This window comes from Nocardiopsis sp. YSL2 (genome assembly GCF_030555055.1).
Lineage (GTDB): Bacteria > Actinomycetota > Actinomycetes > Streptosporangiales > Streptosporangiaceae > Nocardiopsis.
The window spans coordinates 966,408-980,160 of the sequence record NZ_JAMOAO010000001.1; the positions used below are offsets into that span (position 1 = coordinate 966,408).

11 protein-coding genes are annotated in these 13,753 nt (G+C 71.9%); 1 reads left to right on the top strand and 10 read right to left on the bottom strand.

Annotation, left to right across the window (positions count from 1 at the left end; genetic code table 11):
- Positions 1–180: 180 nt before the first annotated feature.
- The 9 genes from M1P99_RS04170 to M1P99_RS04210 all read right to left on the bottom strand — a co-directional run bounded on the left by M1P99_RS04170 (position 181) and on the right by M1P99_RS04210 (position 10,715).
- Entirely contained in the window at positions 181–2,118 is a 1,938-nt protein-coding gene (locus tag M1P99_RS04170) for a TIGR03960 family B12-binding radical SAM protein (protein ID WP_304451348.1), read from the bottom strand.
- Between the two features lie 102 nt (positions 2,119–2,220).
- Positions 2,221–3,402: a rod shape-determining protein RodA gene (gene rodA / locus M1P99_RS04175; RefSeq protein WP_304451349.1), complete on the bottom strand. Its 1,182-nt coding sequence runs from the start codon at positions 3,400–3,402 to the stop codon at positions 2,221–2,223.
- A 3-nt stretch (positions 3,403–3,405) separates the two neighbouring features.
- Positions 3,406–5,511, bottom strand: coding sequence for a penicillin-binding protein 2 (gene mrdA / locus M1P99_RS04180; protein WP_304451350.1), 2,106 nt, complete (start codon positions 5,509–5,511; stop codon positions 3,406–3,408).
- A 2-nt stretch (positions 5,512–5,513) separates the two neighbouring features.
- On the bottom strand, positions 5,514–6,074 hold the full coding sequence (gene mreD, locus M1P99_RS04185; RefSeq protein ID WP_304451351.1) for a rod shape-determining protein MreD: 561 nt from the start codon (positions 6,072–6,074) through the stop codon (positions 5,514–5,516).
- On the bottom strand, positions 6,071–6,970 hold the full coding sequence (mreC, locus tag M1P99_RS04190) for a rod shape-determining protein MreC (protein ID WP_304451352.1): 900 nt from the start codon (positions 6,968–6,970) through the stop codon (positions 6,071–6,073). Before mreC ends, mreD begins: the two co-directional genes overlap by 4 nt.
- Before the next feature lies 1 nt (position 6,971).
- Complete coding sequence (locus M1P99_RS04195; RefSeq protein WP_304451353.1) at positions 6,972–8,006, bottom strand: rod shape-determining protein; 1,035 nt, start codon at positions 8,004–8,006, stop codon at positions 6,972–6,974.
- Positions 8,007–8,383: 377 nt separating this feature from the next.
- Complete coding sequence (ndk, locus tag M1P99_RS04200; RefSeq protein ID WP_304451354.1) at positions 8,384–8,791, bottom strand: nucleoside-diphosphate kinase; 408 nt, start codon at positions 8,789–8,791, stop codon at positions 8,384–8,386.
- A 181-nt stretch (positions 8,792–8,972) separates the two neighbouring features.
- A complete protein-coding gene (locus M1P99_RS04205; protein ID WP_304451355.1) occupies positions 8,973–9,326 on the bottom strand; it encodes a DUF4233 domain-containing protein in 354 nt (117 codons plus the stop codon).
- 36 nt (positions 9,327–9,362) lie between these two features.
- A complete protein-coding gene (locus tag M1P99_RS04210) occupies positions 9,363–10,715 on the bottom strand; it encodes a folylpolyglutamate synthase/dihydrofolate synthase family protein (protein ID WP_304451356.1) in 1,353 nt (450 codons plus the stop codon).
- A 110-nt stretch (positions 10,716–10,825) separates the two neighbouring features.
- On the opposite strand from M1P99_RS04210, the gene M1P99_RS04215 reads away from it, so the two are divergent.
- On the top strand, positions 10,826–12,085 hold the full coding sequence (locus tag M1P99_RS04215) for a hypothetical protein (protein ID WP_304451357.1): 1,260 nt from the start codon (positions 10,826–10,828) through the stop codon (positions 12,083–12,085).
- 107 nt (positions 12,086–12,192) lie between these two features.
- Here the strand turns inward: M1P99_RS04215 and M1P99_RS04220 are convergent, their stop codons facing one another.
- A complete protein-coding gene (locus M1P99_RS04220; RefSeq protein WP_304451358.1) occupies positions 12,193–13,623 on the bottom strand; it encodes an LVIVD repeat-containing protein in 1,431 nt (476 codons plus the stop codon).
- Between the last annotated feature and the right edge of the window lie 130 nt (positions 13,624–13,753).

Sequence of the window (13,753 nt, forward strand, 5' to 3'; positions counted from 1 at the left end):
CTCCCCACACAGGGTCGAGCGGGACCGGGTCGAGACACCCGGCGCGGAGCACCCGAGGCCGCGCATCCTATCGCCACCGCCCTCGAAGCGGGTCCGTGCCGTCCACCCGGACGCCGCCGCGGCCACGCAGGTTGCGGACGGACCGGGAGCGGGAGGGCGCGCCGCGCCCTCCCCTCGAGATCACAGCACGGTCAGGGGCAGGCTCGGTCGGCCCTCGGCCGGGGCGTTGATCTGGATCTCGGTGCCCATGCTCGGGCACACGCCGCAGTCGTAGCAGGGGTTCCACCGGCAGTCGTCGACCTCCAGCGACTCCTCGCCGTGCAGCGAGTCCTGCCAGTCCTGCCACAGCCACGAGCGGTCGAGCCCGGCGTCGAGGTGGTCCCAGGGCAGGACCTCGTCCTCGTCCCGGTCGCGTGTGGTGTACCAGTCCAGGTCCACGGCCGTCTCGCCCAGAGCGGCCTCGGCGGCCCCGGCCCAGCGGTCGTAGGAGAAGTGCTCACTCCAGCCGTCGAAGCGGCCGCCGGCGCGCCAGGCCTCCTCCACGACCCGGCCGACCCTGCGGTCCCCGCGGGACAGCAGGCCCTCGATGATCGAGGGCCGCCCCTCGTGGTAGCGCAGACCGATGGACTTGCCGTACTTGCGGTCCCCCCGCAGTCGGTCGCGGAGCTTGCGCAGGCGGGCGTCGACGTCCTCGTGCGAGGTCTGCCCCGCCCACTGGAACGGTGTCTGCGGCTTGGGCACGAACCCGCCGATGGACACGGTGCACCGGATGTCCTTGCGCCCGGTCACCTCGCGTCCGGTCCGGATGACCTCCGTGGCCAGGTCGGCGATGGCCAGGACGTCCTCGTCCTCCTCGGTGGGCAGCCCGCACATGAAGTACAGCTTCACCTGGCGCCACCCGGCCGCGTAGGCGGCGGTGACGGTGCGGATGAGGTCCTCCTCGGTGACCATCTTGTTGATCACGCGCCGCATCCGCTCGCTGCCGCCCTCGGGCGCGAAGGTCAGCCCGGATCGGCGCCCGTTGCGGGTCAGCTCGTTGGCCAGGTCGATGTTGAAGGCGTCCACACGGGTGGAGGGCAGCGACAGGCCCGTGTTGGTGCCCTCGTAGCGGTCGGCGAGGCCCTTGGCGATGTCGCCGATCTCGCTGTGGTCGGCGCTGGAGAGCGAGAGCAGCCCCACCTCCTGGAACCCCGAGGCCTTGACGCCCTCCTCGACCATCCTGGTGACGGTCTCCTGGTTGCGCTCGCGCACCGGCCGCGTGATCATGCCCGCCTGGCAGAACCGGCAGCCGCGGGTGCACCCGCGGAAGATCTCCACGCTGTAGCGCTCGTGCACCGACTCGGCGGTGGGCACGATCGGCTTCTTGGGATAGGGCCACTGGTCGAGGTCCATCACGGTGTGCTTCTGCACCACCGGGGGCACTCCGGGCCGGTTGGGCCGGTAGGCGGCGATCCGGCCGTCCTCGTGGTAGTCCACGTCGAAGAAGCGGGGCACGTAGACCCCGCCGGTCGCGGCCAGGCGCAGGAGCAGCCCGTCGCGGCCGCCGGGCTCGCCCTCGTCCTTGAACTCGCGGATGATCTCGGTGATCGCGAGGGTGATCTCCTCGCCGTCGCCCAGCACGACCGCGTCCAGGAAGTCGGCGATCGGCTCGGGGTTGAAGGCCGAGTGCCCGCCGGCCAGCACGATCGGGTGCTCGTCCGTGCGGTCGGCCGAGCGCAGCGGGATGCCCGCCAGGTCCAGCGCCGTGAGCATGTTCGTGTAGCCCATCTCGCTGGCGAAGCTCAGCCCGAGCACGTCGAAGGCGGCGAGCGGGCGGTGCGCGTCCACGGTGAAGTGCGGCACCCCGTGCTCGCGCATGAGCTTCTCCATGTCCGGCCACACCGCGTAGCAGCGCTCGGCCAGCACGCCCTCGCGCTCGTTGAGGACCTCGTACAGGATCTGGACGCCCTGGTTGGGCACACCGACCTCGTAGGCGTCCGGGTACATGAGTGCCCAGCGCACCTGTGCCGTGTCCCAGTCCTTGACGACGGAGTTCAGTTCGCCCCCGACATACTGGATGGGCTTGCCCACCTGCGAGAGCAGCGGCTCCAGTCGCGGGAAGAGGCTTTCGACGGGCATGGTGTGCACCTTCGGTCGTCGGCGACGTGGCTGCCACCAGGCTATTCGACTCCGCGCTCGGTCCGGGAGCGCGGCGGGGCGCGGCGCCCCGCCGCGCCGACGCTACTCGAAGCCGCGGTCCCGGGAGTTGACGCCGAGCACCAGGCCCAGGGCGAGCAGGTTGGCCACGATCGCCGTACCGCCGTAGGACACGAACGGCAGCGGCAGCCCGGTCACCGGCATGATGCCCAGCCCCATCCCGATGTTGATGAAGGCCTGGAAGGCGAACCAGGCGGCCACGCCCACGCACACCAGGCGCGGATAGGGCTGGTCGCAGCCCTGGGCGATGCGCAGGATCCGCCACACGACCAGGGTGAAGAGCACCAGGATCGCCCCGGCGCCCACGAACCCGAGCTCCTCCCCCGCCACGGTGAAGATGAAGTCCGTGTGCTGCTCGGGCACGAACCGGCCGTGTGTCTGCTCGCCCTGGAAGAGCCCGGTGCCGTCGAATCCGCCCGACCCCACGGCGATGAGCGCCTGGGCGGAGTTGTACCCCGCTCCCTGCGGATCCGCGGACGGGTCGATGAGGGTGGTGATCCGGTCCAGCTGGTAGGGCTCCAGCATGTCGAACCACCACACGCAGAAGGCGGCGGCCGCGCCGCTGGCGAGCATGCCCGCGACCCACACCACCGGAGCGCCCGACAGGGTCAGCATGCCCAGGAAGATCGCGCCCAGGACCAGCCCCGTCCCCAGGTCGGGCTGGAGCATGACCAGCACCAGCGGCGCCGCCAGCAGGGCCAGGCAGAACAGCACGTCCCTGGTCATCGGCTTGGTCTCGCCGTCGCGCGGCTCCCCCAGGATCGAGGCCAGCATCAGGAGCAGGCCGACCTTGGCCAGTTCGCTCGGCTGGAACTGGAAGCCGCCGACGACGATCCACCCGCGCGAGCCGTTGATCACCGCGCCCAGCGGGGTGAGCACCAGCAGCAGGGCGACGACGGTCGCCAGATAGACCAGGGGCGCGTAGGCGCGCACGGTCCTGTAGTCCACCGAGGCCACGACCAGGCACACCGCCCAGGCCACCGCCGTGTGCGCCAGGTGGCGCCGGAGGTGGTCGGTGGAGTCCCACGGACTCCCCCCGTCGCCGGGCAGCGTGGCCGACCACACCAGGAGCGACCCGACCGCGCACAGCGCCGCAGCCGCGAGGATGAGCGTCCAGTCCAGCCGCCGGGCCAGCCCCGCGGCCTCGGAGGCGCTCCGGAGCAGTCCGGCGCCCCTGCTCGGGGCACCGCCCATGTGTGTACTCATGCCCTACCGCTCCAGCACGTCGATGGAACCGTCCGAGCGCACGACAGGCAGCTCGTCACGGGGCTTCCCGCCGGGCAGTGCCGGCTTCGACCCGTCCTTGCCGGAGAAGCCGTAGATGCCCTCGTAGATCTCGCGGGCGATGGGCGCCGCGGCCGCACCTCCGGTACCGCCCTGGTGCACGAACACCGCGATCGCGAACTGCGGGTCGTCGGCGGGCGCGTAGGAGGCGAACCAGGCCGAGGTCTCCTTGGCCTGCTGGTCGGCACTACCGGTCTTGCCCGCCACCGACACCTCGTCCTGCGGGAAGTCGCCGAAGGCGCCCCGGGCGGTGCCCTCCTTGGGCACGGCGGTGAGCGCGCCCTGCAGGTACCGCAGGGTCTCGTCGCTCACCGGGAGCTCACCGGCCACGGTCGGCTCGATCTCCCGCACGATCTTGCCGTCGGCGGAGGCCAGGGCCCGGCCCACGCGGGGCTCGTACAGCGTGCCGCCGTTGGCGATGGCCGCGTAGGCCCTGGCCAACTGCAGCGGGCTGACGAGGACGTCGCCCTGGCCGATCGCGAAGTTGACCGCCTCCCCCGCTCGCCACTCGAAGCCCTGGACGCAGTGCTCGTGGGCCAGGCGTTTGAGGTAGGAGGCGTGGCCGGGGTTGGTCTCGGCGACCTTCGGGTAACCCTCCTCGGCGCGTCGGCAGTTGACCTCCCGGGTCTCCTCCCAGAAGGTGCGCTTCCACTCGCGGTCGGGGATGCGGCCCCCGCTCTCGAAGGGCAGGTCGATCCCCGTCGGGGAGCCGAAGCCGAAACCCTTCGCCATCTTCGCCATCGCCTCCTCGGGCTCGCCGTCGGGGTGGAGTCCGCCGTCGCTCCGCCACATCTGGTAGCCGAAGTTGTAGAAGATGGTGTTGCAGGAGACGACGATCGCCCGGTGCAGCGACAGCGACCCGTGGCCCTGTCCGGCGTAGTTGGAGTAGCTCTGCCCGGCGAGGTTGACCGAGCCGGGGCACGCGTAGGTGCTGCGCAGCGAGTAGCCGTTCTCCGCCGCCGCCGACAGCGACGACACCTTGAACGTCGAACCGGGCGGGTAGTGCCCCTGGTAGGCGCGGGAGACCAGTGGTTCGCCGGCCTCCTCGCTGAGCATCTCGTCGAAGGTCTCCTGGTCGATGCCGCCCTGCCACACGCTCGGGTCGTAGGTGGGCAGGCTCGCCATCGCCACGACACCGCCGTTGGTCACGTCCAGCACGACGGCGGCCCCGGAGTCGGCGCCCGGCCGGGCGGCGATGCCGTCGGCCAGCGCCCTCTCCGCGATCTTCTGCACCCCCAGGTCCAGATGGGTGATCAGGTGCATCCCCGCCACGGGCGGCTCGTCGGAGATGACGTCCATGATCTCGCCGTGGTTGTTGACCCCCAGGGTCCGCAGGCCCGCGGTACCGCGCAGCTCGGCGTCGTAGACCCGTTCCAGGCCGTCCCGGCCCACCTGGTCGATACCGGTGAACTGGGTCCGCAGCTCTTCGCGGGCGTCGAGCTCCTCCTGTGTGACGGGCTGCAGGTAGCCGAGGAGCTGGCCCGCGTGGTCGCCCTGCGGGTACTCGCGGATGGCGTGGGCCTGGGCGGTGATGCCCGGGTAGTCGTCGGCGCTCTCCATGATCTGCAGCGCCACGGAGGGTTCGACGTCGTCGGCGAGGGTGACGGGCTGGTAGGGCGAGCCGGGCCAGCACGGGCGCTCCACCGTGGGACCGCACAGGCGCATGCGCTGCCGCAGGTCCTCCGACGGGACGTCCAGGACCTCGGCGAGACGGCCGAGGACCGCCTCGCCGCCGTCGTCCATGCCCTGGAGCTCGTGGTAGTCGGCGGAGACGACCAGCTCGGTCCGGTTGCTCACCAGGGGCCGCCCCGCCGCGTCGAGGATCTGGCCGCGGGTCGCGGGGACCACGAGGCGCTGGTGGTGGTTGGAGACCGCCAGGTCGCGGTAGTGGTCGGACATCGGCACCTGCAGGTACCACAGGCGCACGCCCAGGACGGCGAAGAGCAGCACGACCATCAGCTGGACGAGGATGAGCCCCACGCGGCCGAGCCTGCGGCCGGGCAGCGTCGGGTCGACGGGCGGACGGCGCATGGTCACCACCCCACCGGGGACGTCGGGCCCTGGACGGTGGCGAAGTCGCTGTCGGCCAGTGCGTCGCGCAGGCGCACCAACGGCAGTGTCACCACGGGCGCCACGAGCGCGGTCAGCAGTGCGCCCGCTCCGGCGTTGACGGCCACGGAGGCCAGGGTCAGGCGCGGGTCGCCCATGACGAAGCCGACCGCCGCGTAGCCCAGACCGGTGCCCAGCGCGGTCAGCGCGGTGGCGCCGACCACGGCCGGAAGCCCGGTGCGCAGGCCGACGGCGCCCTGGGCTCCGGTGTTGGTGCGCAGCAGGGCCGCGGCGTAGGCGGCCAGGCACAGCACCAGGGCATAGCGTCCGACGGCGTGCTCGGCGGGCGGCAGCAGGTCCATGGCCAGACCGGCGGCGAACCCGTATCCGGCCGCGACCGCGGGCCTGCCGGTCAGGGCCACCGCGGCCACCGCCGCCACGACCAGGTCGGGGCCGGGGCCCCAGGGCAGCGGCAGGCGCTGGACCACGACGGCCTGCAGCAGTACCGCGACCGCCACGAGTGCGACGGTGGCTGCGACCCTCATCGGTCCTCCTCGGAGTCGGGTTCGGGTGGCAGGACGGAGTCGCGCGGGTCCTCGGCCGGTCCGGCGACGACCACGCCCACCACGTCCAGGGCCGCGAAGTCCACGGCGGGCGTGATGCGCGCGATGCGGCTGAGCGCCCCGGGCGAGACCTGGACGTCCTGGACGGTGCCGACGGGCACGCCCGGAACGAAGGGCGCGCCCTCGTGGGATCCGAGCGTGACCACCCGGTCCCCGGACTCCACGGGCGCCTCCATGTCGAAGAGCTCCAGCGAGAGGTCGGACTCGGCGCCGCCGGGCACGGAGCCGCCGTTGACCACGCCGATCTTGCGGGTCTCGGCCAGCCGGGCGCCCACGGCCGAGGTGGCGTCCGTGGCGAGCAGGACGGTGCTGGTGCGCGGACCGGCCTCCACCACCCGTCCGACGAGCCCGTCGCCGTTGACGACGGTCATGTCGGTGCGCACCCCGGAGCTGGTGCCGACGTCGAGGGTGACCGCGTGCGCGTACCCCCGGGACGTCGTGCGGGTGACGGCCTGGGCCGGGACGATCTCGTAGCCGCCGAGCCCGGACAGGTGGAGCAGGTCGTCCAGCTGGTCGGCGCGGGCCTCGTCGAGGCGGGCGGCCTGGAGCTCGGACTCCAGTTCGGCGTTGGCCGCCTCCAGTTCGGCGACGCGCTCGACGGCCTCGGGCCCGTGGGCCAGCCCTTCGTAGAGCGAGGCCGCGGGGCCGCCCACCCGGCCGGCCCCGGCCGCGGCGGGGGCGAAGACGAGTTCGCCCGCGGCGCGGCCGGCGCCGGTGAGCGGATCCGGCCCGGGCCGGGTGTCCAGGACGAGCAGGGCCACGCAGACCACGACCAGCACGAGCAGCACGAGCCGGGATCTCGTTGAGTCGCGGAACATGTCAGCGCCGCCGTTCCGGGACCAGCACCTGGTGCAGGCGCTCGTAGTTCTCCACGCAGGTGCCCGAGCCGATCGCGACCGAGTCCAGGGCGTTGTCCGCGACGTGGATGGGCATGCCGGTCTCGTGCAGGAGCCGATCGTCGAGGCCGCGCAGCAGCGCGCCGCCTCCAGTGACGGCGACGCCGCGGTCCATGATGTCGCCCGACAGTTCGGGCGGGCACTTGTCGAGGCTGGTGCGGACCGCGTCGATGATGGCGGTGACCGGTTCCTCGATGGCCTGGCGGACGTCGCTCTCCGACATCACGATGGTCTTGGGCAGGCCGCTGATGAGGTCCCGGCCGCGCACCTCGGCGTGTAGTTCCTCGGCACCGGTCGGATAGGCCGACCCGATGGCCATCTTGAGCTCTTCGGCGGTGCGCTCCCCCACCATCAGCGAGTACTCCTTCTTGACGAAGGTCATGATGGCCTGGTCGAGCTCGTCGCCGCCGACCCGGATGGACTGCGAGGTGACGATGCCGCCCATGGAGATGACGGCGACCTCCGTGGTGCCGCCGCCGATGTCGACGACCATGTTGCCGGTGGGCTCGTGGACCGGGAGCCCGGCGCCGATCGCGGCGGCCATGGGCTCCTCGATGATGTAGACCCGGCGCGCGCCCGCCTGGTAGCCCGCCTCCTTCACAGCGCGGTGCTCCACCGAGGTGATCCCGCTGGGCACGGCCACGATCACGCGCGGTTTGGCGAAGTGCCGCCTGCGGTGGATCTTCTGGATGAAGTAGCGCAGCATCCGCTCGGTGATCTCGAAGTCGGCGATCACGCCGTCCTTGAGCGGGCGTACGGCGGTGATGTTGTGCGGGGTGCGGCCGATCATCTGTTTGGCCTCGGTGCCGACCGCGACGATCTTGCCCGTGGACGTGTTGAGCGCGACGACCGAGGGCTCGTTCAGAACGATGCCGCGGCCGCGCACGTACACGAGCGTGTTGGCGGTGCCAAGGTCGACGGCCATGTCCCGGCCGAGAAATGCAAGGTTGTTCGGCATGTAACGTCCTCAGAGGCGCCGTGACGGACGTGGTTGCACGGGGCGACCATACGTAGTCGATCCGGCACGATAGGTAAACAGTCCCCCGTATCGTAACGGTCAGCACCTAGGCGGCTACGCAAACACACCGAATTGTTGCCTCGATTTCGGACGACGCAGCGCGAGACGGCCATATCGGTCATATCGTCGCACTGGGGCATCAGATCAGCACTCAGCGTGACGATCCTAGTCGTGCGCGCCCGGTGTCCGCCACCGGTGCACCGCCGACGGCCCGTGCCCCGCACCGCGCACCGGCCTCGCGCGGTCCCGTTCCGGGCCCGCACATGAGAACGCCCGGTCCGTGGTCGTCCACGAACCGGGCGGTGCCGCGGGACCGCTCAGCCCAGGTCGGGGAAGAACAGCTTGATCTCGCGCTCGGCGGAGTAGGTGGAGTCCGAACCGTGCACGATGTTCTGCTGGACCTCCAGGGCGAAATCGCCGCGGATGGTGCCGGGAGCGGCGGTGACCGGATCCGTGGCGCCGGCCAGGGCACGGAAGGCCTCCACCGAGCGCTCGCCCTCGACGACCATGGCCACCAGCGGTCCACCGGTGATGAACTCGACCAGGGAGCCGAAGAACGGACGCTCGGCGTGCTCCTCGTAGTGCGTCTTGGCGGTGTCCGCGTCCAGCGTGCGCAGCTCCATCGCGACGAGCTTCAGGCCCTTGCGCTCGATGCGGGAGATCACCTCGCCGACGATGTTGCGGCGGACGCCGTCGGGCTTGATGAGAACGAGAGTGCGCTCCACGTGCGTGTCAACTCCTCAGGGGACGTCCGCGTGGCACGCGTGGGCGTTCGCCCACGGCTCCGGCCGCACGCGGAGGTTCGGGTACAGGATGCGGGCGCCGAAGCCGCGGGAGGAACGCCCCACGGGCGGCCTGCCCGGATACGCGCCACACTACCGCTTCCGGGCACGGCGCGTACGGCGGTCAGGCGTCGACGGTCTCGGCCCCGCTCTCCCTGTCGCGGGCGGCCTTGAGGGCGTCCGTACGGCGCCCCACGATGACGCCGGTCACCCACAGGGACACGAAGACCACGGCGATGAGCAGCATCCCCGACACCTGGAAGGCGGTGAAGAGGAACCCGGCCTGCAGAGCCCAGGCGGCGTAGTGCGCCCAGGTGTACTTCTGCAGGGCGGACAGGACGAGCACGGCCGCGGCCATACCGCCCCAGACGCCACCCGCCAGCGCCGGATCGATGCCCTCGGTGTTGATGGCGACGGGTATGGCGAGTCCGAGGACGATGGCCTCGAAAGCGAGAACGACAGCGCAGACGACGCGCATGGCGCAGATCCCTTCGTCGGTGGAACGCCGGGTCCGCTACTCGCCCGCGCCGCGCAGCAGGTGGACGGCGTCACCGGCGGTGACGACCGACCCGGTGACGAGCACCCCGCTGCCGCCGAACTCGCCGGTCTCCTCCGCCAGGCCCACGGCCTGGTCGATGGCGTCGTCGAGTCGGGCGGCCGCGTGGACGCGGTCCTCACCGAAGATCTGCTGCGCGATGGCGGTCAGCCGCGCGGGGTCGAGGGAGCGCGGCGATGAGTTGCGGGTGACGACGATCTCGTCAAGCAGTGGTTCGAGGGGTTCGAGAATCCCCTCGACATCCTTGTCGGCCATGATGGCGACCACGCCGACCAGGCGGCTGAATCCGAAGGCCTCCTCGACGGCGGCGGCGGTCGCGGTCATCCCGGCCGGGTTGTGTGCGGCATCGGCGATCACGGTCGGGCTGGTGCGCACGACCTCCATCCGGCCCGGGGAGTCGACCCCGGACAGGGCCTCGCCGACGATCTGGGGGTCCAACCCCTCGGCGTCCTCGCCCGTGGCGGCGAACGCCTCCACGGCGGCGATGGCGACGGCGGCGTTGCCGGCCTGATGGGCGCCGAACAGGGGCAGGAACAGGTCTTCGTATCCTCCGGTGAGGCCCTTGACGGCGACCTGCTGGCCGCCGACGGCCACCTCGCGGGAGGTGACGCCGAACTCCAGGCCCTCACGGGCCACCCGCGCGCCGACCTCGGCGGCGTGGCGGACCAGGACCTCGGCCGCGGGCACCGGTTGCTGGGCGATGACCGCGATGGAGTCCGACTTGATGATGCCGGCCTTCTCGTCGGCGATGCCGTCGAGTGTGTCCGGCAGGTACTCGGTGTGGTCGATACCGATCGGGGTCACCACGGCGACGTCTCCGTCGACGACGTTGGTGGCGTCCCATCGGCCGCCCATCCCCACCTCGACCACGGCGACGTCGACAGGGGTGTCGGCGAAGGCGGCGTAGGCCATGACGGTGAGGATCTCGAAGAACGACAGGCGTGTGTCGCTCATCGAGTCCGCCATGTCCACGTAGGGACTGATGTCGTCGTAGATCTCGACGAACCTCGCCTGGGAGACGGGTTCGCCGTCGACGACGATGCGCTCGCGCACGGTGCGCAGGTGCGGGCTGGTGTAGCGGCCCACGCGCAGGCCCCGTGCGCGCATGAGCGCGTCGATCATGCGGGCTGTGGATGTCTTGCCGTTGGTGCCGGTGACGTGGATGACCCGGAAGCTGCGCTGCGGATCGCCCAGAAGGTCCAGGAGGGTGCGGACCCGGTCGAGGGTCGGATCGATCTCGGACTCGGGAGCACGGGACAGGATCTGCGCCGTCACCTCGGCGTAGCGCTCATGGGCGCTGTCGCCGCTCACGGCGTGTCGGTCGTAGGGGTGTACACCCGCGCCAGTGTACGCGCCCCCACCTGCGCCCGGGCGCCGAGTCCGGGTACGACGGCGGAAATCACAGAGACCATACTTGGGCTATGCGATTCCTTGACCCGTTCTTCTGCGAGTGGGCGGACCGGCGCCCCGGGCAGACCCGCAGCCTGGACCGCGCCGCCGCCCTGATGCGCGCCCTCGACCTGGATCCGGCCGCGGTGCCGGTCCTGGGCGTGGTGGGGTCCAAGGGCAAGGGCAGTACCGCCACCTACGCCGCCGCCGCGCTGGGCGCCGCGGGGCTGCGGACCGTCCTGGTCACCGGGCCGAGCTTCCGCTCCTACCGCGAGCGCGTCCGGGTGGACGGCGCCTCGGTGACCGACGAGGAGATGGACGCGCTGGGCGAGCGCGTCGAGCGGGCCCGGCTCCGGCTGCCGTCGGTGCGCGAGACCGGCGGCCACCTGGCCCCGAGCGGGCTGTTCCTGATCGCGGGGCTGCTGCGCGCACGCGACGTGGGCGCCGACGTGTGCGTCCTGGAGGCCGGAGCGGGCGGGCACCGCGACGAGCTCCGCCTCATCGGACCGGACGTCGTGGCGATGGGCGTGGTCTTCGGCGAGCACCTGGGGGTGCTGGGCGACACCGTTCCCGAGATCGCCCAGGAGAAGGCCCGGGTCGCCGGGCCGCGCACGCGGGCCCTGGTGACGCTGCCGCAGACGCCCGAGGTGACCGAGGCGATGACCGAGGCGCTGGCACGGGCCACCGACGGGCGCGTGACCGCCGAGACCGTGGATCCGGCGGTGCCCGGAACCGAGCCGCCGACCGCGCTGCGCCCGCCCGGCCTGTCGGCGGCCTCGGGGGTCCTGGGGACGGCGGCGGCCCTGCGCACGCTGGACGTCCTGGGCCGCCCCCGCCCCGACGCGGAGCGCCTGCACGAGGTGCTGAGCACCGTGCGCCTGCCGGCCCGGCTGTCCCGCCACGGCGTGCCCGGCACCCCGTCGGCGGAGGTCGTGGTGGACTCGGCGATCAACGGCGCCGGGGTCGCGGCGGCCCTGGAGCACGCCCGGGGCCTGTGGGGCGGAGTGGACCACGTGCTGCTGTGCCTGCCCGACCACAAGGACGTGTCCGGGGTCGTGGAGTCGCTGGGCGACCTGCCGGTGACCACAGTGGTCCTGCCGGAGTCGCACCTGCGGTTCGAGCGCGCGCTGCCCGCGCACTGGAGGACCGTGGCCGCGGAGGACCTCTCCCCCGACCTCCTCGCCGGGCTGGGGAACCGGATCCTGGCACTGGGGACGGTGTACTTCACCGGCCGCGTCCTGGAGGCCGTTCGGGCCCCGACCGACCGGCTCTTCGAGGCGGCCCGGGGCTAGGCCCGGGGCGGCCGACGCGGCCGTTCGGCACGGCGAGGGGCCGGGAGCAGCTCACGTGCCCCCGGCCCCTCAGTGCCCCTCGGCGGGGCCTTCCGTCGGCGTCCGCGTCAGCGGCCGTTGCCCCGCCCGGGCCGGTAGCTGGGCTGGGACTGCGGGTTGAACTCGTCCATGTGGACCTGTTCGGCCGCGCGCAGGCGCGGGTCCTCCAGGCGCAGCACGTCGATGCCCCGCTCGATGTCGGAGGAGAACACGTAGCCGTTGTAGTAGTAGGTCGACCAGGTGTCGTTGTCCCGCACGCCCTCCTCGACACGGGAGTCCATGTCGAAGTAGCCGATCTCCTGCGGGTCGGTCGGGTCGTTGAAGTCGATCACCGACACGCCGCCCTGGTACCAGGACTGCACGAAGTAGTCACGGCCGGGGACCGGGATCAGCGAGCCGTTGTGCGCCACACAGATCTGGTCGCCCTGGTGGCGCTCGATCTTGAAGTAGCTGGCGAAGTCCAGGCTCGGCGGGCCGCTCCTGCCGCCGCCGATCGTGTAGATCGCGTCGGCGCCGCGCTCCGGGCCGATCTCCTCGGTGCAGGTGGGGGCGCCACCGCCGCCGAGCTCGTCGGTGAACATCACCGTCGCGGCGTCGTTGGTGAAGGTCGCCGAGTGCCAGAACGCGAAGTTCGGGTCCTGGATCCGCTCGGTGACGACCGGGTTCACCGGGTCGGAGATGTCCATCAGGACGCCGTCGCCCATGCAGGCGCCGGCCGCGATGTCCTTCTCCGCGTACACGGTGATGTCGTGGCAGCCCTGCGTCGGCAGCAGCAGGTTGTCCTGGTCGTGGTTGCCGCCGTCCGGGAACAGGACCGGCTCGTTGACGACCGCCGCGTCCTCCGGGGAGTCGTGCGGCACCTCGATGACCGAGATCTTGTCGTGCGGCGGCTGGCAGTTCGGGAAGCTCGCCCTGGGCGAGTAGGACGACACGTAGAGCAGGTCGCTCTCGCCGTCCTTGCTCGGAACGAGCGTGTTGGTGTGCGAACCGCAGTCGGTGCGCACCGCGGACACGTACTCCGGAGCCGACTTGTCGGAGATGTCGAAGACCCGGATGCCCTCGAACCCGTTCGGGTCGGAGGTGGGCACGGCCGGCGCGCCGCAGTCCTCGCTGGCGCGCGCGTAGTCCACGGAGAAGTAGAGCAGGTCGCCGCTGACCGACACGTCGCCCTGACCGCCGGGGCAGACCACCTCGGAGACGATCTCGGGCCGCTCCGGCTCGGAGATGTCGTAGATGACGAAGCCGTCGTAGTTGCCGCCGATGGCGTAGTCGCCCGAGAACGCGAGGTCCGAGTTGACGCTGCTCACGGCCTCGGGCTTGGGCACGTTGGTCACGTGCGTGACGTTGTCGCTGGAGATGGCGTCCGCCGGCGGGGTGGTGTCGGCGGCCACGGTGCCCGGAGCGAGCAGTCCGGCGGCCAGGGCGGCCGACGCCGCGAGGGCCGCGGCGGTCGATCGTCGGCGTCCTGCGCCTGCCGCGCGGGAGGGTGAAGGGGGCATGGGCACTCCTGTGTGCGTTGGGGGTGGTGAACGCATCGGGGCCACGGCGTGGTCAGGGCCGCGGCCCCCTCCCGCCGCCCGGCACGCGGCCGGGCGGATCAGAGTCGGATGCCCCGGCCGCCATGGGGTG